The organism is Bradyrhizobium guangdongense (genome assembly GCF_004114975.1).
Lineage (GTDB): Bacteria > Pseudomonadota > Alphaproteobacteria > Rhizobiales > Xanthobacteraceae > Bradyrhizobium > Bradyrhizobium guangdongense.
This window is the reverse complement of the sequence record NZ_CP030051.1, coordinates 3,775,625-3,798,336: the sequence shown is the minus strand read 5'-3', so window position 1 is coordinate 3,798,336 and position 22,712 is coordinate 3,775,625. Positions and strand designations below refer to the sequence as shown.

Below are 22,712 nucleotides of genomic sequence, written 5' to 3'. Positions count from 1 at the left end.
CCGCGAGGGGACGAAGCGTCGGCGTTAGGGACAAGCGGTTGGCGTGGTGGGATCAGCGGCGACCGGACGACATTGGCCATCATCGCGGCCGTCGCGCTCGGCATCGGCGTCGTCAACGCCCTCTCCGGCGCACAGGATGCCACCTGGCGTGGCGAGCATGCCGAGGTCGGCCTGCGGCTGTTCTGGGAGACGACAAGCATCATCGTCATCCTGCTGCTGGTGCCGCTGCTGATGCTCGCGGTCCGGCGCATGCGCCGGACGACTGGCCTCGGGGCACGGACCGGTATAGGCGCAGCCGCCCTCCTCGGTTTCTCGGCCCTCCACATCGCCGGAATGGTGGGGCTGCGGAAGTCGATGCTCTGGCTCGCAGGCGGCGCCTACGACTTCCATTTTTCGCTGACGACAATTCTCTACGAGTTCCGCAAGGACGTGGTGACGGCCTCGCTGATCGGCGCAACGCTCTGGCTGATCGAAAGCCGTCGCGAGCTGCGCAATGCGGCGCGCGCCGCCCAGTCCATGCCGGCCGCCCCGCCGGAGCAATCGCCCGATCTGATCTGGCTCCGGGACGGCACCAGCCGCATCCGCGTCGTACCGCGTGATATCCTTTGGGTGGCCTCCGCCGGCAACTACATCGAATACAGCCTCGCCAACGGCACCCAGCACCTCGTTCGGGGCACGCTGGCTGCGACCGAAAGCGAGCTCGCCCGCTTCGCCATCGTGCGCGTTCACCGCACCCGGCTTGCCAATCTCGACCGGGTGAGCGGCGTGGATTTCAAGCCGTCGGGAGATTTCGAGCTTACCTTCGACAACGGCAAGACGCTGGGAGGCAGCCGCCGCTACCGGCCCGCGGTCGCCTCCCTCGGAGGCAGCGCCGCGCCCGTGTGAATCGCTCTCCGGATGACCCGGCGGCGGATAAACGATCGTGATTCCAATCGCTTGCGGACCCGGCACCGCCCCCGGATCATCCCCGCCTTGATCCCACCCACGATCGGCCGGACGCCGGGCTGGCCGGCTAAGCTCTTGAGCGCATTGATAGATGTCGAAGATGCTTGCTTTTTGCCCCGCCGCCTATGTTAGAACGCGCACCGTCAAGTCACCGCGCGCCATCAGCGCATCACCGCGAGGCGCACGCCTTCTCACCCTTCCATTCGCGCTTTCGTCGGCATCCGCCGGCGAGGCCACAATCGGTTGATTGCCCAGGACCAGCTCTCCAGCACATCAATCAAGAGATCATCGATGCCTGAAGTTATTTTCACCGGCCCCGCCGGCCGTCTCGAAGGCCGCTATCACCCGGCCAAGCAGAAGAACGCGCCGATCGCGATGATCCTGCATCCGCATCCGCAGTTTCACGGCACGATGAACCACCAGATCGTGTACCAGTGCTACTACGCCTTTGCGCATCGCGGCTTCTCGGTGCTGCGCTTCAATTTCCGCGGCGTCGGCCGCAGCCAGGGCTCGTTCGACCACGGCACCGGCGAATTGTCGGATGCGGCGGCCGCGCTCGACTGGGCGCAGACCATCAATCCCGAGGCGCGCGCCTGCTGGGTCGCCGGCTTCTCCTTCGGTGCCTGGATCGGCATGCAGCTCTTGATGCGCCGCCCCGAAGTCGAGGGTTTCATCTCGATCGCGCCGCCGGCCAATCTCTACGACTTCTCGTTCCTGGCGCCCTGCCCCTCCTCGGGCCTGATCGTGCATGGCGAGAAGGACGCCGTGGTGCCGCCCAAGGACGTCAACACGCTGGTCGAGAAGCTGAAGACCCAGAAGGGTATCGTGATCGACCAGCAGATCATCCCCGGCGCCAACCATTTCTTCGACGCCAAGCTCGAGCCCCTGATGGAGACCATCACGGCGTATCTGGACATGCGTCTGGCCAACGTGCGGTAAGGATGACATGGCCGCGTTCGTAGCCTTGCTGCGAGCCGTCAATGTCGGAGGCACCGGCAAGCTGCCGATGACCGAGCTCAAGGCGATGTGCGAGGAGCTCGGCTTTGCCGCCGTGCGCACCTACATCGCCAGCGGCAATGTCGTCTTCACCAGCCGCAAATCAGAATCAGCAATCAGGGTGGCGCTGGAAAAGCGTCTGCACGCCTATGCCGGCGCACCGGTCGGTGTCCTCGTGCGCAGCGCTGCCGAGATGGCGGAGGTTCTGGCCGACAATCCGTTCCCGAAGGCCGCGCCCAATCGCACAGTCGCGATTTTCCTCGACAAGCCGCCGCCGACCGACGCGCTCGCCGGCATCCGCGGCCAGAAGAACGAAGAAGTGCGCCTCGGGCGCCGCGAGATCTACGTGCATTATGGCGACGGCATGGGAACGTCAAAACTCGTGATCCCCGCCGCAAAGACCGGCACCGCGCGCAATATCAATACGATCGCGACGTTGGCGAAGATGGCCGCCGAGCTCTAGGCCAGTTTCAACGCGATAATTCCCATCAGCACGAGCGCGATCCCGGCAAGCTTCATCGCGCTCAAGGTCTCGCCGAACAGCACGACGCCCATGACGAAGGTGCCGGCGGCACCGATGCCGGTCCAGACCGAATAGGCAACGCCGACCTCCAGCACCTTCAATGCGCGTCCGAGCAGGAACACGAACGCCGCCAGCAGCACGAGCGAAGCGATGCTCCACCCCGCGCGCGTGTAGCCCTCCGCATATTTCATCGAGATCGCCCAGCCGACATCGAGCGCGCCGGCGATCATCAGCATCAGCCAGGCCAAGGATTGCGACATCAGAGTCAGGCCGCGAGCTTGAGCAGATGCGCGTCGTGGCGCACGAGAAAGGCATGCAGCAATTGCGGATAGTCGGCGCCGACAGCGGTGCGAACGCTCGGACGCTTCGCAAGCTCCGCGCGCCAGGCGCGGACCTTCGGCACGTCGCGGAAGATGCCGTGATCGGTCAGATCGTCGAACAGGTCGAAATAGCGGAAGACCGGCGCAAATACGGAATCGACGAGGCTGAACGGGTTGCCTGCGAAGAACGGGCCGGTACCGAGGGCCCCTTCCACGCGCGTGAACTTCGCTGCGAGCGCCTGTCTCTTGCTTTCGAATATCGCCGCGTCGGTCGTGGTCTCCAAGCCCCAGAGATCGCCGAGGATCGCCGAGCCGAACTCCATCCAGGCGCGATGCTCGGCACGCTTCAGCGGATCGCTCGGATGCAGCTTCGTCCCGCTTTGGGTCTCCTCGATGTACTCGCAGATCACGTTGCTTTCGAACAGCGCGACCTCGCCCTTGTCGGTCGTCACCACCAGCACCGGCACCTTGCCGAGCGGCGACAGTTTGAGAAACCAGTCCGGCTTGTTGGCGAGATCGATATCGATACGCTCGAACGGCACGCCCTTTTCCTTCAGCGCGATCACGGCCCGCTGCACGTAGGGACAAAGCTTGTGGCTGATCAGTTTGAGTGAGGCGGGCGTTTCAAGCGAAGACGTCATGGCGCGATCCGGCTGTTTGATGCAACTGCATCCAAGATAGATGCATTTGCATGCATCAGTCAAGTCGATGCGTCTGCATTGACCGAGCGGGACATTCAGGGTCGCGCGATCACGCCCCCGGTCATCGGCATCGGCACGCCCGTGGTGGTCGGATAGGACAGCGGCAAGCCCTTCAGGCCCCGCGCGGCGAGGAAGCCGAAGGCCTGGGCCTCGATGGCGTCGGACGCCCAGCCGAGCGTCTCGGCGGCTTCGACGGTGGCCGATCCCACCCGCTCGCGCAGCATCCGCAGCATGGTGAGGTTGCGGGCGCCGCCGCCACAGACGATCCAGCTGCGCGGCCGCCGCGGCAGCAGCGGAATGACGCGAGCGATCGCGCTTGCGGTGAAGGCCGTGAGTGTGGCCGCGCCGTCGGCCGGTGCGACGTCGCCAAGCTTCAAGGCCGCAAAGTCGTTGCGGTCGAGCGATTTCGGCGGCGGGGCTGCAAAGAACGGCAATTCCAGCGCCCGCGCGATCCAGGCCTCGTCGGCCTTGCCGAGGGCTGCGAACTTGCCCTCCGCATCGAACGCCTGGTTCATGGTGCGGTACATGAAATCGTCGAGCAGCGCGTTGCCGGGGCCGGTGTCGCAGGCGATCAGCGTGTCGTTGCCGTCGATATAGGTGATGTTGGAGACGCCGCCGATATTGACCACGACGATCGGCCCCTCGCGCGCGAGCGAATTGGCGAGCGCCCGGTGGTAGACCGGCACGAAGGGCGCCCCCTGCCCGCCGGCCTCGACGTCGGCGGCGCGGAAGTCGTACATGACGGGGATATGGATCGCCTTTGCCAGCGCCGGCGCATCCCCGATCTGGACCGTCAGCCGCCGCTCGGGCCGGTGCAGCACGGTCTGGCCGTGGAAGCCGACGATGTCGATCTCCTCCGGCTTCATCCGGTTCTGGGCGACGAAGGCGGCCACCGCCTCAGCATGCGCCTGCGTCACCGCGCGCTCGGCCTCGGCCAGGATTCCCGGCCGGGCGTCGCGTTGCGACAGGTTCACGGCCTCCGACAACGCCTGGCGCAAAAGGCTACGCTCGGCCGGGCTGTAGGGCCGGTAGCCGGAGGGTCCGAACGCCTTCACCTGCTTGCCGTCGGTTTCGATCAGCGCAACGTCCACCCCGTCCAGCGAGGTGCCGCTCATCAAGCCGAGTGCCGTCAACATCATGGGATCAGCATCCTCAAAGACCCGCTCCGGCATGCCGATCTTGTGCCAGAGGGACACATCTTATAATGCCACAGCGCCAAGTGGCGGGCAGCAATCGGGTTCCCACCCAAGACTCTTAAATTGCTCCCGAAACAGTAAACCAAGAATTGTCAGGCACGCCGACAGATGACTGCATTTAAATCGGATTTCCTCAACACCCTGCAGGAACGTGGATTCATCCACCAATGCTCCGATTTCGAGGGGCTGGACGCGCTCGCCGCCAAGGGCGAGGCAACCGCCTATGTCGGCTACGACTGTACCGCTCCCTCGCTCCACATCGGCAACTATTTGACCATGATGATGCTGCACTGGCTGCAGCAGTCCGGCAACAAGCCGATCACGCTGATGGGTGGCGGTACCACCATGGTCGGAGATCCCTCCGGCAAGGACGAGACGCGCGCGATCCGCACCGTCGCCGAGATCGAGGCCAACAAGGCTTCGATCCGCGGCGTGTTCGCGAAGGTGCTGCGCTATGGCGAAGGCAAGAGCGACGCCATCATGCTCGATAACGCAGAATGGCTGACCAGGCTGAATTGGATCGAGATGCTGCGCGATGTCGGCAAGCATTTCTCGGTCAACCGCATGCTGACGATGGACTCCGTGCGCCTGCGCCTCGAGCGCGAGCAGGAGATGAGCTTCATCGAGTTCAACTACATGATCTGCCAGGCTTACGACTTCGTCGAACTGGCCAAGCGCACCGGATGCAAATTGCAGATGGGCGGCTCGGACCAGTGGGGCAACATCATCATGGGGGTCGATCTCGGCCGCCGCATGGGCACGCATCAGCTGTTCGCGCTGACGACGCCGCTGCTGACGACCGCATCGGGCGCCAAGATGGGCAAGACCGCACAAGGCGCAGTGTGGCTCAACGCCGACCAGTTCAGCCCTTACGACTTCTGGCAGTACTGGCGCAACACCGAGGACGCCGATGTCGGCAAGTTCCTGAAACTGTTCACGACGCTGCCGATGGCCGAGATCAAGAAGCTCGAGGCGCTCGGTGGCTCGGAGATCAACGAAGCCAAGAAGGTGCTCGCAACAGAAGCGACCGCGCTCCTGCACGGCCGCGAGGCTGCGAACGAAGCCGCCGAGACCGCGCGCCGCACCTTTGAGGAAGGCGCACTCGCCGAGAGCCTGCCGACCGTGGAAATTCCGCGCGGCGAACTGGAGACCGGTCTCGGCGTGCTCAACGCCTTCGTCAAGGCCGGTCTCGTCGCCTCCAACGGCGAGGCGCGGCGCCAGATCAAGGGCGGCGGGCTGCGCGTCAACGACGAGCCAGTGACTGACGAAAAGATGGCGCTCACGCCGGCCAATCTGACGCCCGAGGGCGTGATCAAGTTGTCCTTCGGCAAGAAGAAGCACGTCCTCATCCGGCCTGCATAGGCGTATGAGCTTTTGATGCTTGTCAGATCGCACCGAAGCGCGCTCCCTGATGAGCAATGGATCAGAAGACGGCCAGGGAACGTGACGGCACACAGCAAGGCGCGGTGCGCACCGCGCTTGTCGTGCTCGCGCTGTGCTTCACGCTGGCCGTCCTCGGCCGGGGCTTAAGTGAAAGCTTCACCGTCTTTCTCAAGCCGATCTCCGAAACTTTTCACTGGGACCGCGCGCAAGTCGTCTCGATCTATTCGCTGACCTGGCTCATCAGCGGACTGACGGCGCCGCTGGTCGGCCGGCTGTTCGATCATTCCGGACCACGCATCGTCTATGCGCTCGGCCTGTTGCTGCTGGGCTCGGCGTTCCTGATCGCAGGCCACGCGCAGGCGCTCTGGCAATTCCAGCTCTCGATCGGACTCTGCGTCGGCATCGGCGTCGCCTTCATCGGGAACGTGCCGAACTCGATCCTGCTCGGCCGCTGGTTCGGTCCAAAGCTGCCGACCGCGATGGCGGTGGTCTATTCCGCCATGGGCGGCGGCGTGCTGGCGCTGCTGCCGGCTTCGCAGCTCCTGATCGATCATCTCGGCTGGCGCGCGACCTATCAGGTCTACGGCTTCGCCGCATTGGGCCTGCTGGTGCCGCTGATGCTGCTGCCATGGCGGCTGTTCGCGGCCGGCTCGCCGCACGTGGTGAAGAAGACCGATCCTGATTTCATCGACGACGGGTGGACGCTTCCCAGCGCGATGCGCCATCACGCCTTCTGGGCGCTGTTCTCCACGTTCTTCTTTACCGCGGTCGGCATGTATGCGATCGCAGCCCAGATCGTCGCTTACCTGATCGATGCGGGCTTCCCGCCGCTCCAGGCCGCGACCGCTTGGGGTTTTTCCGGCGTGGTACTGGTGTTCGGGATGCTGGGCGTCTCCGCGCTCGACGGGCTGATCGGACGACGGCCATCGGTGCTGCTGAGCTACGCGATCTCGATCCTCGGCATCGCCCTGCTCTGGCTATTGCAGTACTCCCCCAACCTCATCCTGCTCACCGGCTTCGTCGTTTGCTTCGGCAGCATGATGGGTTCGCGCGGACCGCTGATCACGGCGACTGCGATGAAGATCTTCCGGGGCAAGCGGGTCGGAACCATCTACGGCACCATCTCCATCGGCAGCGGGCTGGGTTCGGCGTTCGGCTCCTGGAGCGGTGGCCTGATCCACGACGCGACTCACGGCTATAATGCGCTGCTCGTGTTCGCACTTGCGAGCGTGGTGCTTGGAATGATCCCGTTCCTGATCGTGCCCGCCTTGCGGCGATAGGTCTCCCGGAGGTAACCTGATCTCATTCGTGTCACCGGGAAACTACGGCGGGCACGGCGCTTATGTGCTAAAAAAATCCGGATGACTCGCGGCTGAAATCACGGCCTGCGGTGTTTTGTCCGACATGACAAAAATGTCAGCGTGAATTGACCTGGCGCAGCTTGCGAGACGGAACCGAATGCGGTCCTAGTCGCAGCATCGGATGGAGGGCACAAACCAATGAACTTTCCTTATCTCTCTCGCTATCAACCGGTTCTCTTGAGCCTGTTTCGCTTCATCACCGGGTTGCTGCTGTTCCAGTACGGCATGACCAAGCTCTTCCACATTCCGCAAGTGGCCATGTTCGCCAATCCTCCGCCGCTGATCTGGACGGCCGGCCTGATCGAACTCGTGCTTGGCGCGGCACTCATGCTCGGATTGTTCACCCGCCTCTCGGCCTTCGTCCTCTCCGGCGAAATGGCCTTCGCCTACTTCCTTGGCCACGTCTTCCACATTTCCAAGGAAGGCCCGCCGGTGTTCCTGCCGCTGCTCAATGGCGGCACCGCCGCCATCCTGTTCTGCTTCGCCTGCCTCTATCTCGCGGCAGCGGGCGGCGGCGCGGTCAGCGTCGATGCGCTGATGGGCAAGGAGAGCGAGGCGACGAGCGGTGCTTTCGCGCGGCGCTGACGCACACGCAATCGACATTGAGTCACGGGACGGCGTCGGCAATTTGCCGGCGCCGCCTCAGCGAGAGCCCAGCACGTTCCAGATCAGGACGAGGGCCGCTGCAAGCAGCACGGACATGATGAGGCGGTGAACGAATCGGTTCATTGCAGGTCCGGCCAGGCGCGATAGCCGCCAAATTTCAATTTCCACCTCCCGGCACAAGAGTACCGGCCCGCGTCTGCACATCGGCGCTTGCCTGCTCTTGTGCGCATGGAGCCGCGAAACTGCCCGCGCACGGCAGGTGCCCGCACGGCTATCTTCATGATTGGTAAGAACTTCATGCTAGCGATGGGAGCAATAACAAACATGTCGTAGGGGCTGTGATGAAGCTGCTGAGCCATCTGAAGATCCGCACCAAGCTCACAAGCATGGTCTGCCTTGCGGCCCTCACAGTCACCGCCATCATCGCGGTATCGGCCGTGCTCAGCAAGAACCGCATGATGAACGATCGGGTCCAGCAGATGAAGGCCGCGGTCGATCTGCTCCACGGCCTCGCACAGACTTTCCAGGATGACGTCGCCGCCGGCAAGATGAGCCTGGACGACGCCAAGCTCCAGTTTCGCCAGCGTGCCCGCACCATGAAGTTCGGCGGCGGCCAGGGCTATCCCGTCGTCTACAACCCCGATACCTCCATCCTGGTCAATGGCGCCAATCCGCAGCTCGAAGGCAAGATCACAGGCGCCACGGATTCGAATGGCGTCTTGATCGCCGATGCACAGCTGAACGCCGCCCGGCAGGCGCCCCAGGGCGGCATCACATCCTATCTCTACCCGCGCCCCGGCCAGACCGAGCCGGTCCGCAAGACCGTGTTCGTCCGCCAGTTCACGCCCTGGAACGCCACGATCAGCTACGGCCTCTATGTCGACGACATCGACGCGGACGTTCGTGCACTCACGCTCGAGCTCGCCGCGATCGGCGCCGGCCTGATGCTGCTGATGGCGACGCTGTCCTGGCTGATCGCCCGCGACGTGCTTGGCGCACTCGACCGCCAGAAGACCCGCATGCAGGACATCGCCAACGGGGCCATCGACATCAAGGTCGAGGAGACCGATCGCGGTGACGAGATCGGCCGCATGGCCGAGACACTCGAAGTGCTCAGGCAAACCGCCCTGACGGCCCGTAGCCTGGAGGCAGAGCAAGTCGCAGCCAAGGCGCGCAGCGAGCAGGAGAAGCGCGACGCCCTGATCTCGCTCGCCGATCGCTTCGATGCGTCGGTCGGTCAGCTCGTGGGCATGATGGCTTCGGGCTCCGGCGAGCTGGAAGCCACGGCCAAGTCGATGTCCTCGACCGCGACGGGCACAAACCAGCGAGCCACCGTGGTCGGCTCCGCCGCAATCGAAGCCAGCCAGCGCGTCCAGACGGTGGCGGCAGCCGCAGAGGAGCTCTCTTCCTCCATCACCGAAATCAGCCGCCAGGTCGCGCAATCGGCCGAAGTGACAGGGCGCGCCGTGGAGAGCGCTCGCCGCACCGACACCATCGTGCGCGCACTCTCGGACGGGGCCCAGCAGATCGAGCATGTCGCGGAGCTGATCTCCAGTATCGCGGCGCAGACCAACCTGCTCGCGCTCAACGCCACCATCGAGGCTGCCCGCGCCGGTGAAGCCGGCCGCGGCTTTGCCGTCGTCGCCTCCGAGGTAAAGTCGCTGGCGAGCCAGACCGCGGAAGCAACCCGTGAGATCGGCGACAAGATCGCCCAGATCCAGGGCGCGACGAAGGAGGCCGTCGACGCCATCGGCGGCATCACCACCACCATCGAGGAGGTCAGCCGGATCGCCACCTCGATCGGCGCCGCAATCGAGGAGCAAGGCGCCGCTACCGCCGAGATCGCCCGCAGCGTCTCGCAGACCGCCGAGGCCACCAAGGAGGTCACCACCAATATCGGCGGCGTCAGCACCGCCGCCAACGAGACCGGCAACGCCGCCGGCATGGTGCTCGCGGCCGCCTCGAACCTCTCCAAGCAGGCCGAACAGCTCTCGGGCGAGGTCGGCACATTCCTGGCGGGCGTGCGCGCAGCTTAAGCGGTACGGGAGTTTCAGCGGGAAAGGGTCATGCCGGGTACATCCGGGCAAGGACGCCGCGGCTAACGCCGCGCGAGGCTGCAACCATTCGACAATTGTCTCGCCGTACCCGTGGGGCTGTCACCGGACTGCGACGACGGCAGCTCGTCGATCGGCGTGTTCTGCTTGCCGGTGTTGAACTCCATGATCTTCCGGGTCACGCCGGGAAAGATCGCCGAGATCGGATTGACGCGCATCACGGGCGCCGCCGGTGTGCCGACGACCTCGTAGGTCACGCCGATCAGTCCCTCCTTGTCGCCGGCCCCCAGGAACAACCCGAGCACCGGAATTTGTCCGAACATGTTGTTCAACCCGTACATCGGCACGAAGGTGCCACTCATGCACACCTGGTTGCCGGGATAGTCGATCGAGCCCTCGATGGTGGCGCCGATCATCGGGCCCTTGACCACGCCGTCACGGACCGTCAGCGCGCCGTTCTGACGGATGAACTCGGCGCGGAGCGCGCTGAAGGAGACGCCATTGCCGGTGCCATTCGGAGCGCCGGCTGCAACGCGCTCGAGCTGGGCCTCGCCCTTCACCGTGAAGTCGCGCACGTTGATGAGGCCCTCGCGAGCCGTATTCGGCTCTGAGGTCGGCGGCTCCATGGCAACCACCATCTGGCCGCCGACCGCCTTGGTATAGGTGTCGGTGAAACGCAGCAGCGCGCCGGCATCGTTGGTCTGGAGATAGATCACCTCTCGGCTGCCCTGCGCACGCCCGCCGCGCAAGTCCGCCGCAACAGGCGTATTCTGACCGATCCTTCCGCTCAGCGAGAACGCCTTGATCGCCCCGCTTCGCTTCGACATCTTGGCGTCGACGCTGCGCATCGCCTCGCCGTTGAAACCCATGACGGCGCCGAGCTTCACGTCGATGTCGAAATCGACGTTCTTCAGCTTGCTCTTGCTGTCGTCCTTGGAATTGCCGGAGATGGCCGACTTCAGGAAGCCGCGGCCGTCGAACACGTCGCCGCGCATCGTGCCTCGGACCACCCCGTCCTGACCGCGCTCGACCTTCAACGACGTCTTGTCGCCGTCGGACGGCGCATAGGTCGGGAAGTTCGCGTTCATGAGGTCGCCGTTCGGATCGACTTCGAGCGAGCCCTTGATCGAAGCGCCGCCGCCTTCGATGACGATGTCCTCGAGCCGCGTCGATTGTGCCGTCGGCACCACCTTGAACGTCGCCTTGCTCGACTTGCCCGGCAGCTTGACCCAGCCGGGAAGGATGTTGTCGAGCTTGACCGAGGTCAGGTCTGCCTCGATGCCAAGCTTCGTCGTCGCGTCAGGACCGCCGGCAATCTTGCCCGAGACCTTGACCGGGACTGAACCGCTAACGGCCGGACTGAGATCGAAGCCGAGGCGTGCACGGCTGGCATCGTCCAGCGTCGTCTGCAATTTGACGTCGGCATCGCCATCGGTGGCCTTACGGTAGTCAAGCGAGGCCGCCTGCCCGTTGATCTTGACGTCGCCCTTGACCTGGTAACCCCCGTTGTTGGCGACGATCTTGAGGTTGTTGGCCTCGAGCTTCTGGTTCATCACCAGCTTGTCGGCGGCAAAGCCGTTGAGATCGGCGGTGACGGCGTACGTCGTGTCCGCCTTGGTCAGTTCGCCCTTGACCGGCATGCCGAGCTGGATGCTGGCCGTGAACGTTCCCTTGCTGGTGTTGGGATCGACGACGGTGGACGACAGATCGCTCAACCGATCGTTGGAGAGCATTTCGGCCGCCGCGGGCACCGGACCGTCGACACGGAATCGGGTCCGCGACGGCGACGGCTTGGGCGCCATGTCAGGCACCTCGAAGGTAAAGTCCGAGATGGTAATCTTGCGGCCCGCGGGCGTGTCGGCAATGCCCTGGCCGATATTCACGGTGGCGGTGCGACCGGTTACGTGCGCCTTGAGGTCGGCATCGTGCACGACCGGCATGCCGTCCACGGGCCGGACCGCGACGCCGCTCGCCACGATGTTGACCGACAGGCCGTCATCGGGAATCGGCGGCCCCTTGCGCGGCAGGTTACGGGTCGGCGAATTGATGCCGACCTCGATGCGCTGGAGCGTGCCGCGCTCGATCCGCTCGATGACCCATTGGCGCAATTCCGGCACGACCAGCGTCGGCCACATCCGCTTCAGGGCGGAGGCCGACATCGGCGTCCCCGCAAAGCCGAGCGTCAGGCGCGGCTCGCCCGAATAGTCGATCGCGCCCGTGCCGGCGACGCCGATCTCGCCATTGCTGATATCCGCCTGCGTCAGCAGCAGGCGCTTGTGGTCGGTGTCGAAGCGGAAGCCGATCGCGATGCGGTTGAAGACCAGCGGCGGCTCGTTGTCGATGCCGCCGAGCAGGATCGAACCGCCGCTGAAGCCGAGCTGCCAGTCATTGATAGTGCCGTTTGGCGGCTCGAGATGGGCCAGCAGCGTCATGCGATTGGCGCCCGAGAGAATCTTGAACGGCGCCACCAGCACCCGGCGTCCCGCATCCCACTCGACATTGATCTCGGCCGAGTCGATCGCCATCGGATAATCGGGCGTATCGGTGTCGATGATGTTGCCCGCGCCGACCGCGATCTTGCCGCGGAAGAACGTCGGCACGCCATCGCGGCCGAGCTCGCCCTTCAGCTCGCCGGTCAGAGGCAGGTCAGCCGTATAGGTCAGGTCCTTGACGCGTAGCGCCAGCAGGATGTTGGAGGTCGAGACCTTGTCCGCGCGGATATCGACCGACCGCACGCCATTCTCGGCGGGTCCGATCGTGGCGCGCAGTGACCACGGATGGGCGCCCTCCTCGCCGAGACTGAGCGTCACGCCACCATGGCTCGGCCGACGCAGACCGAGCGTGATGTTCTCAAACGTCCATTTGCTGCCGCGCTGCTGGTCGTCGACGATCAGGTTGCCGTTCTTGAGACCGATCTCGTTGAGGTTCTGGCCGTCGAGGCCGGTCATGCTCAGGCTGTCGAGCCAGTCGAGCCCCTGAAGGATTCCGCTCTGCGCGACGGGCTGAGGTGCGGCCTGAGGCGCATCCGGGGTCGCGGGCGCCATCCCGAAAGGCGGCGGCGGCACGCCGTTACGCGGGAACGTCGGTGGCAGGCCCGCTTCCTTCTTGGATGCGACGCCGGTTGCGAGCGGCTTCGCCGTGTCACCGGCGGACACCGTGACGGTCCCGTCAGGTGCGATCCGGATCGCGAGTTCGGCATCGACGAGGTTGAGGCTTTCGGCGCGCAGATGCCCGGTGAGGAGCGCGACCCCGGACAGCCTCACTTCGGCCTTCGGTGCACTGGCGACGATGGCGTGCTCATGATCGCGAACGATGATGTCGCGGATGCGCACGGCAATTCCGATCCGGCCGGCGCGCTCGATCTGGGTGCCACCGACCTCCACGGTGTTGCCGTGTCCGATATTGTCCTCGATCGCGGCCGCGAGCCAGGGCGTTGCCATATCGAGATTGATGGGACCGGCACCGAGCCGCCACCACAGCGCTCCAAAGCAGCCGACGAAGATGACGATCAAGGCGCCGAGGACGATGGACATCCGGCGAACCCAGCGTCCGCTCGGCAGCGCCCGCCGCAGCGCCGAGAAGCCGCCGCCGAGCCGGAAGCGCGAGCCGGAGCGCGACAACAGGCGGCGCGCGCGATGGCCCGCCTCCTCCTCCTGATCTTGATCCCAGTCGGCCTCGTCCCATTCCGGCTGCTCGTGATAGCCGCCGTGCCGATCGAAATCCTTGATGTGGTCCTGGGGCGACGTATTCCTTGCCATTGCCTCTCGATACAGGCGCCCGTCGTACGACTTGGCGCCGCCGGGACCGCAGCCATCGACAGGGATCGACGCACCCCGCCCCGGCATTGCCGCCATACCTCTGATGTTCCTGCTGTTCGTCATTTCGCCCCGGGAGCGCGTTCAACGAGCAGTGGGGTGGTGCGTGGAATTCCTTGTAACCATACCGGGTCGCCGCCAAACTTGCCCAGCCGAGGGCGCGAATCCGGCACACCGGACGAGAGCTGCAATACCGCTTTGGTTGACCCGCCGAAAGCGACGAAAGGAAGGCGTATGTCCAAGAAATCCCGAAAGAAATCGTCCAAAACGCCCTCCGGCAGTCCGACCGCTAAAAAGAAGACCCTGAAAACACGGGCATCGACTCAAACACGCAGCGCGAAAACACAGCCGGCGTCGGCTGCCAAATCAGGCCAGCCGGGGGCGCAGACAGCATCGCATAAGGCCGCATCGAAACGGTTAAAATCTTCTGAAAAGACCACCAAGCCCGCCCCCTCGCCGTCCGGCGCCAAATCCGCCCTGGGCGAGGGGCAGAAGGCCCCGGCGTTCCGCCTGCCCCGCGATGGCGGCAAGGTGGTCACCCTGTCGGATTATACCGACCAGAAGCTGGTCCTGTTCTTCTATCCGCGCGCCGATACGCCGGGCTGCACGCGCGAGGCGATCGACTTCACCCGGCTCAAGGACGCCTTTGCCGCTGCGGGCACCGCGGTGCTCGGCATCTCGGCCGACCCGTTAAGGGCCCAGGAGAAGTTCCGCGACAAGCACAGCCTCGGTATTCCGCTGATCTCGGATGAAGCGCATGAGATGCTGGAGGCGTATGGCGCCTGGGGCGAAAAATCCATGTATGGCAGAAGCTTCCTTGGAATTCTTCGCACGACGGTGCTGATCGGTAGCGACGGCAAAGTGGCCAAGCTCTGGCGCAATGTCCGGGTCGATGGTCATGCCGACGAGGTGCTGGAAGCTGCAAGAAGTCTTTAACCAGCCCGTCAAAATCGAGCGTTCCCGTTTCCTGAAAATTAACCATGACCGGCCCAGATTGCCGCGGCAATTAGGCCGCAAGGAACCGTTCCGACCGGCGCGGGAGTGCCGATGTCGAAAAGTTCTGCCCAATATTCGCAGTACCCCCAGCATCACCCCCACGACCGCGGACGTGCCTTCCATCGTCGTCCCACTGCAGCAGCGGCGGCGATCCCACTCCCCGATAGCGACCACGCCTACACCATCCAGCATCACGGCAAGCAGGTCCGCTTGGGGCCGGTGGTGTTCTGGATCGTGGTTGGCACCGTCGTTCTGCTCGGCCTGTGGTCGGCGGCGACGGCCACCTATTTCGCATTCCGCGACGACGTCCTGACCCGGTTGATCGCGCGCCAGGCCGAGATGCAATACGCCTACGAGGACCGCATCGCCGAGCTGCGCGCCAAGGTCGACCGCGCGACGAGCCGGCAGCTGCTCGACCAGGAGCAGTTCGACCAGAAGCTCGACCAGATCATGAAGCGCCAGACGGCGTTGGAGTCCCGGGCGACGGCGCTCGGCGCCATGCCCGACATTACGGGATCGATTCCCCGCGCAGCGCCGCAACGTGGCGAGGCGCCACAGACGACAACGCAAGGCACGCCCAAGCCGTCGCCGATCAGCGACACCGTCATCTTCGTGGCCCCGCCCGATCGCGAAGCGCGGCTCGAATCGCGCGCGCCGGCCGTGATGGCGCCGCCGGCCAATCAGTTCGCCAAGAACCAGGGTTTCGACAATGTTCTGGTCCGGCTGACAAATTCACTCGACCAGGTTGAGCGCCGCCAGGTTGCGGCGCTCAATGCCGTCGAGGAAGGCATGGATTCGCGGATGCGGCGGATGCGCGGGGTGGTCAGCGACCTTGGCCTGAACCTCGCCAGCCTGGAGGCCGCCGTGCCCCGCGCCGCGATGGGCGGTCCGTTCGTGCCGGTCAAGCTCACCGCGAATGCGGGGCCGTTCGAGAAGCAGCTCTATCGCATCAATGTCACGCGCGCCGAGATGGACCGGCTCAACCGCACGCTGGCGCAGGTCCCCTATCGCAAGCCCGTCGTCGGCGAGGTCGAGTTCACTTCGGGCTTCGGCGTGCGCAGCGACCCGTTCCTCGGCCGGCCGGCGATGCACACCGGTCTCGACTTCCGTGCCGCGACCGGCGATCCCGCGCGCGTCACTGCCAACGGCAAGGTGGTTTCGGCCGGCTGGTCCGGTGGTTACGGCCGCATGGTCGAGGTCGATCACGGCAATGGCCTGTCGACCCGCTACGGCCATCTTTCGGAGATCAACGTGAAGGTCGGCGAGATCGTCAGGATCGGCCAGGTCATCGGCCTCGTCGGCTCGACCGGCCGTTCGACCGGCCCTCATCTGCATTACGAAACCCGGATCGATGGCGAGGCCGTCGACCCGCAGAAATTCTTGCGCGCGGGCGTGCGCCTCAGCGCAGGCTAAGCCGTCAGCGCCGGCCACCGCCCATCCTGCCTCCGGGACCTCCAAAGCCGCCGCCCATTCCGCCGCCGGGACCCATCGGACCTCCGCCCGGCGCGCCGCCTGGTTCAGGCGGCGGGAAGCCGGAATGACCACCGGGGTCAGGTCCAAGCGCACCCGGCCTACCCGGCTGATTGTTGCTCGGGCTCGGTGTGGGGCGATCGGGATGCATGATCGAACCGCCGCGTGATTTGCCGGGACCACCCCCGTCGGATGGAGGCGCACCCGGTCCTGGACCGATCGCCCGGGTCGACTCCACCTGGAGCCCGTGCGAGCCATCGAACACCCCGTTGACGACCATGCGCGCTTCGCCCGCCGCGGGCCCGAAGCGCGAGCCATCGTGGGCGACGAGCCCCGAGCCGAGCCGGAGGCCAGAGCCCGCGCGCTGCACGTAGGCCTCGATCGACAGGCGGCTCGCGCCGACGAGATCCGAGAAATCCTCGATGCGCGTGCGCGTGGCCTGCATCGCGCCCTGGCTCGCACGGCCCTCGATCTGGACGCGCTGGCCGACCAGCAAGGGATCGACGCCGTTCAGCTTCAAGGCCCCGATATGCAGACCGTCGGAGTTGCGCTCGACCAGACCCGTGACATGTTCAATTGCCTCCTTGCGCGGTTCGACCAGGCTCGCGACGATCACGCCGTCGGTCCGGCGCAGGCCATAGACCGCCACCTGGGTGCCGGCGCGGAGCTTGCTGTCCTTGCCGCCCGTCACCACCTTCTGGCCGAGCACCGTCAACTCGTTGCCCTTCACCTGTTCGACCGGACCGGAGACCTCGCTCGCGATCGAAATGTAGGGGGTGACCAGCGTGCCGTCGGCCTGCCGCGTTGCGACCACGCGTGCGAGATGGCCGATGCGCAGATCTCTCGAGGTCGCCGCCCGACCGTCGATGCGCACCGGCACGTCGCTCGCATAGGTGATGCGCTCGCCATTGACGTAGATACTGCCAAATCGCTGGATCACGCCGACGATGCCGGTGCCCCCGATGCCATGATCGTCACCCCGCGTGATGCCGGTGCCGCCGATGCCTTGATCCGTGCCGCGCTTGACCTGCGCGCGTGCGATCGCGGTGCCAGCGAGCCAGATTCCGGTCAACAGCAGGCGACGTGAGATTAGCGGCAGTCGGCTCATCAGGAGCTGCCTTCCTTGCCGTTTTCCTTGCTGTTTTCCTTGCCGACCTCCTTGGCCTCGCCCTCTTCATCGGCAGCCTCGCTGTAAATGTAGATGCCGAAATTCCAGCGGGCGTCGCCGCCCTTGTCCTTGGCAAGCGCGCGGTTGGCCTCGCGGTTGGCGGTCTTCAGCGCATCCATCGCGAGCTCGCGCGAGCGCGCCTCGAGACGCCGCGCAAGCTTGGGGGAGATATTGTTGTAATGGACCGCTCGCTCGAGGAAGCGCGGTGCCGGTCCTGATACGTTTGCCGCGGCCGCGGCGATATGGTCGTGCAGATTGCGGCCGAGATAATGCCATTTGCTGTCGTCCGCGCCACTGGGAACGAACGCCGCCTCGACCAGCTCGATCTCATCGGCCGCGTTGATGGTGACGAGCTTGCGGTCGATCCATTCGTCGAGCACCGCACGCGGGCGCACGTCCTTGGTGACGGAGGCGACGAGTTGTTCGAATGACGGCGTATCGCCCTCGGCCGTGCGCGGCAAAGCCAGCGGCTCGCCTTTCGCATCGGTGAACTCGGGCGCGGCGAGCCAGCGCGCGATCACCGCGCTCGTCAGCGAGACCGCAGCCGGCGTTTCGTGTACCGGCGCGCCGGCACCGCGCAGCCGTGCCACCTCCTTGCGGTGGATGCCGGTGAGCAGGCTTACGCGGCTGTCGGTCTGCTCTTTGCCCTCAAGCGCGAAATCATGCTCGGCGACATTGACGAAGAGCTCGCGGAGCAATTGCGCCAGGGCCGGAAAAGTCATGCCGCTGCGAATGCAGAGCCGCACGAGCGGGCGCAGCAGCCGCGCCAGCGGCGCATGCAGCTTTGCTGCGGCATTCGGCTGCGGAGCCGCCGCTTTGGGCCCGGACTTGGCATTCATGTCTGAATTGTATGCGGGAAACATGTGGGACACAATCCCACAATTTCGCAGCTCGCGATTGACGTGGTAAATTTTCCCACATATACGACGCGCTACTGAGGGCGCGACGTAAAGGGACTTGACCCATGGCAGACCGCTTGGTCCGCATTTCCACTTCACCGCGCGCGGTGGCGATTCCCCGTTGGGAACACGGAGGGACAATGCCGATGCTGCCGGCCCTGCTGCGCGGCGTGATCTTCATCGCGGTACTCGCAGCGCCTTTCGTCGCAGCACTGATCGCGGGCTGAAGCCACTATGCATCACACCTGCCACTCTCCGCGCCGCCCGTCGGTGCTGCACATCTTCAAGATCTACTACCCCGACCTGTTCGGCGGCACGCTCACCGTAATCCGGGATATCTGCGCCAGCCTAAAGGACGCCTTCGCCTCCGCCGTGCTGGTCTGCTCGCAATCGGCCGAGCAGCGGGAGATCGTCGTCGACGATGTGCCGGTCGAGCGGGTCCGCTCGTTCGGCGATGTGCTGTCGCTGCCCGCCGCCCCAACCTACCCCTGGCGGCTGTGGCAGAAGATCGCCGACCACGACCTGTTAGCGCTGCATGCGCCCTTCCCGCTCGCTGACCTCGTGTTCGCCTTTGGACTCGGCCGCAGGAGGCCGATGGTGGTCCACTGGCACGCCGACATCGTTACTCATGCGGGCCTGCGCTGGTTCATCGAGCCCTTGATGCGGCGGACGCTGCGCCAGGCCAAGGCGATCATCGTGTCCGATCGCGTGCTGGTCGATAAGACGCCGCTGCTGCGGGAATTCGAAGACAAATGTCACGTCGTGCCGTTCGGCATCGATACTGACGTCTATGACTGGCCGAAGATCGAGCCTCACCATGTCAACGATCGCGGCCGCCTCGTGCTCGCCTGCGGCCGGCTGGTGCCGTACAAGGGCTTCGACGTGCTGATCCGCGCCGCCGTCAACCGTGCGTTCGAGGTCTGGATCATCGGCGAAGGCGTCGAACGCACCCGGCTCGAGCAGTTGATCGGCGAGCTCGGCCTCGGCGAGCGCGTCCGCCTGCTCGGCTCCGTCAGTGATTGCGAGCGCATCAAGTTGATGTGCCTTGCCGACGTCTTCGTGATGCCGTCAGTCACCAATGCCGAGACCTTCGGCCTCGTCCAACTCGAGGCCATGGCAGCGGGCCGTCGCGTGGTAAATACCGCGCTCGACACCGCGGTGCCGCGCGTGGCGCGCCACGGCATGGAAGCACTCACCGTTCCGCCCGGCGACGCCGAGGCGCTCGGTGAGGCCATCGACACCCTGATCAGCGATCCCGGGCGGCGCCGCCGCATGGGACTGTCCGCGCGGACGCGAGCCGTGAGCCGCTATTCCACCGCGACTTTCAAGGACGGCATGGAATCGGTCTACCGCGCGGCCCTCGCCGCCTCCCGCGACCAGCCCGCGGACGATCATCAGAAGGAAACCGGCTGGTTCGACAGCATCGGGATCGCCGCCATACTCGCCTGGTCCGACATGCGCCACCGCTATGTGCGCTCGCTGCTCGGTCCATTCTGGATGTCGCTGCAGATGGCGATCGTGGTTGCGGTGCTCGGCTCGGTGATCGGGCAGATGTCGAATGGCGACATGCTGGCGCGCCTGCCCATGCTGGCTCTCTCGATGACGGCCTGGACCTTTCTCAACAGCGTCGTGCTCGATGCAACCACCGCGCTCCAGAACTCCGCAAGCCTGATCCGCGACCGTGCGCTGCCGCCGGTGATCTTCCTTCTGCAATGCACGTTCCGTCAGGGGCTGTTCGCGTTGCATAACGCCTGCGTGCCGCTCGCGCTCTGGCTATTGCTCACACCGCACAATCTCTCTGGAGCACTCGCAGCGTTACCCGGCCTGTCGCTCTTCGTGGTCTGCACTTTCGCCCTCAGCCTCGTCCTCGGCGCGCTGGCGACCCGGTATCGCGACCTCAAGCCAATCATCGAATCCACGCTGATGCTCGCCTTCCTCGCTTCGCCCGTGATCTGGTCCGCCGATATGGTCAATCATCGCTCGACCGTGATGCGGCTCAATCCGCTGACGCATCTGTTTGCAGTGTGGAGAGAGCCGCTGACTGGCGGCCATGTCGGGGCGACCAGCATCACCTATGTCCTGGTGATGCTGGCGCTGCTGCTTGGTGCCAGCGTGCTGACCCTGGGCCATTTGCGCAAAGCCGCCTTCTGGATCTGACCGATGGCATTCATCTCCTTGCGTAATGTCTGTCTCGACTATCCCCTCTACGGCGCCTACGACTTCTCGCTGAAGCGGCGTCTGATTGGCCACCTCATCCGCGAGAAGGGCGAGACGCGGGTCATCCGCGCCGTCGACGACATCACCATCATGGCCGAGGCCGGCGCGCGCATCGGGCTTGCCGGCCCCAACGGATCCGGCAAGTCGACGCTGCTGCGGCTGATCGCAGGAGTCTACCCGCCAAGCAGCGGCCAGCTCTCGATCCGTGGCAAAGTCGTCCCTCTGCTCGGCCTCAATGCCGGCGTGAACCTCGACTTCGTCGCCGAGGACAACATTGCGCTGCTGCTACGGATCAGCGGCCGCAAGCCGACCCGTGCCGTCATCGACGAGATCTGGGCCTTTACCGAGCTCGAAGCCCGGATGCAGCGGCTGCCGTTGCGGATGTTCTCCTCGGGCATGTTGATGCGCGTGCTGTTCGCGACTGCGACCGCCTTTCCGGCCGACATCCTCCTGCTCGACGAATGGCTGAGCGTGGTCGACGAACAGTTTGCAGAGAAGGCTGAGCGGAGGCTGCAAAATCTGGTCTCGCAAGCCGCGATCGTGATCATCGCCTCGCACGACCAGCCGCTCCTGCGTCGCACCTGCACCAGCATCATCCATCTGGATCACGGCCGCATCGCCTCGACCGTCACCGTCGAGCAACCTTCGGCTCTTCCCTTCGAGCTCCGCGAGATCAGCGCATGAAGCTGAACATCCTCGTCGTGTCCGAGTCGCTCGGACAACCCAACCACAAGCGGGGCATCTTCCACTTCACCCGGGAATTGACGCGTTCGCTCGCCTCGGAAGGCCATCAGCTCACGCTTCTCGTGGAGACCTCGAAACGCTATCGCAAACTGTGCCGGCGCGAGCAGCGCACAAAGTTGTTCCCGACGCAGTCACGCACCATCGGATTGCTCGCGCTTTATCGCTTTCTGGACGAAGTCAATGTCGGCGGGCCGGTGACGTTCAGCGGCACTCGCCAGAAGCTCGACTGGCTTCGCCGCAGGGGCAGTATGTTGCTGTCGCGCGATAACCTCCTCTGCCTCCTGCGTGCCATCGGCTTGCGCGGCCTTGGCGCCGAGCTGATCGAGAACCGGACCGCCGCACTCGAATACATTCCGCCGGATCTCCGCCATCTCGAACTGTTCCGCGACTTTCAGCTCGAGCCCGGCTTTTTCAATTATCAGGACTCCTCGGCCTTCTTTCTGCTGCCGCCGCCACGGATCGACGCCCGCGACTACGACCTCATCGTCGTGGATACCCCGACGAGGGTGGCGATCAGGCGGAGGCCGGGCGCCAAGGTGATCTGCGTGATCCACGATTTGTTGCCGCTTACCGATCTCAAGCTCAGCGACATCTCCACGCGGCAGTTCCTGGCGCGAATGCGCACCAGTCTGCGTCATGCCGACGAACTCGCCTTCGTTTCACACTATAGCATGATGCGGTTCAGGGAATTGCTGCCGCAATTTGCACACCTACCGGCGCGGGTCGTATATCCCCGCACCCGGTTCGACGCTCCGGATGTCCTGCACCTACCAGCCCCGTCAGGGCCTCCGGGGCGGCCGAACTTCGTCGTCATCGTGTCGAACGAACCGCGCAAGAACGTCACTACCGTCCTTCGCGCCTTCCGCAACCTCCCACAGGCCGATCTCGTGGTGATCGGCTATGCCGGACAGATCAGCCGGATGCGCGACATTCCCGGGAACGTCCGTTTCGTCGGCTATGTCGACGAGCAGGAGAAGGCCGCCCTGATCGCGGAGGCGCACGGCCTGATCATGCCGAGCCTGGCGGAGGGGTTCGGCATCCCGATCATCGAAGCGCTCGCCGCCAATACGCCCGTGCTGTGCTCGGACATCGCCGTGTTCCGCGAAGTCGCCGGCGAGCTCGCGGATTATTTCGACCCCTTCACACCAGAGTCGATCGTCGCCTCCGTCACGCGCGTATTGGCGCGACAGGAGGAATGCCGCGGCAAAATCCGCGCCCGCCGCCGAGAGCTTTCGGAGCGCTTCGGTTATCAGACCCAGGCCCGCGATTTCCTCGGGCTGGCCGCACCACCGGAACGGCTGGTCGCGGCGCAATAGGC

19 protein-coding genes are annotated in these 22,712 nt (G+C 64.9%); 13 read left to right on the top strand and 6 right to left on the bottom strand.

What is annotated here, in order from left to right; genetic code table 11:
* Positions 1-72: 72 nt before the first annotated feature.
* The 3 genes from X265_RS18100 (at position 73) to X265_RS18090 (ending at position 2,404) form a co-directional block, all read left to right on the top strand.
* Positions 73-885 (top strand): LytTR family DNA-binding domain-containing protein, encoded by an 813-nt coding sequence (locus tag X265_RS18100; RefSeq protein WP_244659466.1) that lies wholly within the window; start codon positions 73-75, stop codon positions 883-885.
* Positions 886-1,236: 351 nt separating this feature from the next.
* The gene (locus X265_RS18095; RefSeq protein WP_024337874.1) at positions 1,237-1,884 is read left to right on the top strand and encodes an alpha/beta hydrolase; all 648 of its coding nucleotides are present in this window, start codon (positions 1,237-1,239) and stop codon (positions 1,882-1,884) included.
* A gap of 7 nt (positions 1,885-1,891) precedes the next feature.
* On the top strand, positions 1,892-2,404 hold the full coding sequence (locus X265_RS18090; RefSeq protein WP_128966031.1) for a DUF1697 domain-containing protein: 513 nt from the start codon (positions 1,892-1,894) through the stop codon (positions 2,402-2,404).
* Here X265_RS18090 and X265_RS18085 read toward each other — a convergent pair.
* The 3 genes from X265_RS18085 to X265_RS18075 form a co-directional block, all read right to left on the bottom strand.
* A complete protein-coding gene (locus X265_RS18085; protein ID WP_128966030.1) occupies positions 2,401-2,724 on the bottom strand; it encodes a DMT family transporter in 324 nt (107 codons plus the stop codon). The two genes, X265_RS18090 and X265_RS18085, sit on opposite strands and share 4 nt — an antisense overlap.
* A gap of 5 nt (positions 2,725-2,729) precedes the next feature.
* A complete protein-coding gene (locus tag X265_RS18080) occupies positions 2,730-3,425 on the bottom strand; it encodes a glutathione S-transferase family protein (protein WP_128966029.1) in 696 nt (231 codons plus the stop codon).
* A 95-nt stretch (positions 3,426-3,520) separates the two neighbouring features.
* Positions 3,521-4,624 carry an anhydro-N-acetylmuramic acid kinase gene (locus tag X265_RS18075; protein WP_128966028.1) on the bottom strand — a complete coding sequence of 368 codons (1,104 nt, stop codon included), beginning with the start codon at positions 4,622-4,624 and terminating at the stop codon, positions 3,521-3,523.
* A gap of 165 nt (positions 4,625-4,789) precedes the next feature.
* Here X265_RS18075 and tyrS point away from each other — a divergent pair, with 165 nt between their 5' ends.
* From tyrS to X265_RS18055, 4 genes are all read left to right on the top strand, one after another.
* Positions 4,790-6,043, top strand: coding sequence for a tyrosine--tRNA ligase (gene tyrS, locus X265_RS18070; protein WP_128966027.1), 1,254 nt, complete (start codon positions 4,790-4,792; stop codon positions 6,041-6,043).
* Between the two features lie 56 nt (positions 6,044-6,099).
* Positions 6,100-7,344 carry an MFS transporter gene (locus tag X265_RS18065; protein ID WP_128966026.1) on the top strand — a complete coding sequence of 415 codons (1,245 nt, stop codon included), beginning with the start codon at positions 6,100-6,102 and terminating at the stop codon, positions 7,342-7,344.
* A gap of 219 nt (positions 7,345-7,563) precedes the next feature.
* Positions 7,564-8,010, top strand: coding sequence for a DoxX family protein (locus tag X265_RS18060; RefSeq protein WP_128966025.1), 447 nt, complete (start codon positions 7,564-7,566; stop codon positions 8,008-8,010).
* Between the two features lie 362 nt (positions 8,011-8,372).
* A complete protein-coding gene (locus X265_RS18055) occupies positions 8,373-10,067 on the top strand; it encodes a methyl-accepting chemotaxis protein (protein WP_128966024.1) in 1,695 nt (564 codons plus the stop codon).
* A 62-nt stretch (positions 10,068-10,129) separates the two neighbouring features.
* Here X265_RS18055 and X265_RS18050 read toward each other — a convergent pair whose 3' ends face one another.
* Positions 10,130-13,930: a YhdP family protein gene (locus X265_RS18050; RefSeq protein ID WP_164939017.1), complete on the bottom strand. Its 3,801-nt coding sequence runs from the start codon at positions 13,928-13,930 to the stop codon at positions 10,130-10,132.
* Positions 13,931-14,134: 204 nt separating this feature from the next.
* On the opposite strand from X265_RS18050, the gene X265_RS18045 reads away from it, so the two are divergent.
* Both X265_RS18045 and X265_RS18040 read left to right on the top strand, forming a co-directional pair.
* Positions 14,135-14,836: a peroxiredoxin gene (locus tag X265_RS18045; protein WP_128966022.1), complete on the top strand. Its 702-nt coding sequence runs from the start codon at positions 14,135-14,137 to the stop codon at positions 14,834-14,836.
* Between the two features lie 111 nt (positions 14,837-14,947).
* Positions 14,948-16,309 (top strand): M23 family metallopeptidase, encoded by a 1,362-nt coding sequence (locus X265_RS18040; RefSeq protein ID WP_188637441.1) that lies wholly within the window; start codon positions 14,948-14,950, stop codon positions 16,307-16,309.
* 4 nt (positions 16,310-16,313) lie between these two features.
* Here X265_RS18040 and X265_RS18035 read toward each other — a convergent pair whose 3' ends face one another.
* Entirely contained in the window at positions 16,314-17,474 is a 1,161-nt protein-coding gene (locus X265_RS18035) for a DUF5666 domain-containing protein (protein WP_128966020.1), read from the bottom strand.
* Complete coding sequence (locus X265_RS18030) at positions 17,474-18,373, bottom strand: DUF6502 family protein (protein ID WP_164938652.1); 900 nt, start codon at positions 18,371-18,373, stop codon at positions 17,474-17,476. The genes X265_RS18035 and X265_RS18030 overlap by 1 nt, the downstream gene beginning before the upstream one ends.
* Positions 18,374-18,498: 125 nt before the next feature.
* On the opposite strand from X265_RS18030, the gene X265_RS40535 reads away from it, so the two are divergent.
* Genes X265_RS40535 through X265_RS18015 form a run of 4 tightly spaced genes read left to right on the top strand, consistent with a single transcriptional unit; the run spans position 18,499 to position 22,710 of the window.
* Positions 18,499-18,660, top strand: a complete 162-nt coding sequence (locus X265_RS40535) for a hypothetical protein (protein ID WP_164938651.1) — start codon at positions 18,499-18,501, stop codon at positions 18,658-18,660.
* A 7-nt stretch (positions 18,661-18,667) separates the two neighbouring features.
* On the top strand, positions 18,668-20,590 hold the full coding sequence (locus X265_RS18025) for a glycosyltransferase (RefSeq protein WP_128966019.1): 1,923 nt from the start codon (positions 18,668-18,670) through the stop codon (positions 20,588-20,590).
* Between the two features lie 3 nt (positions 20,591-20,593).
* Positions 20,594-21,334 carry an ABC transporter ATP-binding protein gene (locus X265_RS18020; RefSeq protein ID WP_128966018.1) on the top strand — a complete coding sequence of 247 codons (741 nt, stop codon included), beginning with the start codon at positions 20,594-20,596 and terminating at the stop codon, positions 21,332-21,334.
* Positions 21,331-22,710, top strand: coding sequence for a glycosyltransferase family 4 protein (locus tag X265_RS18015; RefSeq protein WP_164938650.1), 1,380 nt, complete (start codon positions 21,331-21,333; stop codon positions 22,708-22,710). Before X265_RS18020 ends, X265_RS18015 begins: the two co-directional genes overlap by 4 nt.
* The last annotated feature ends 2 nt before the right edge of the window (positions 22,711-22,712 follow it).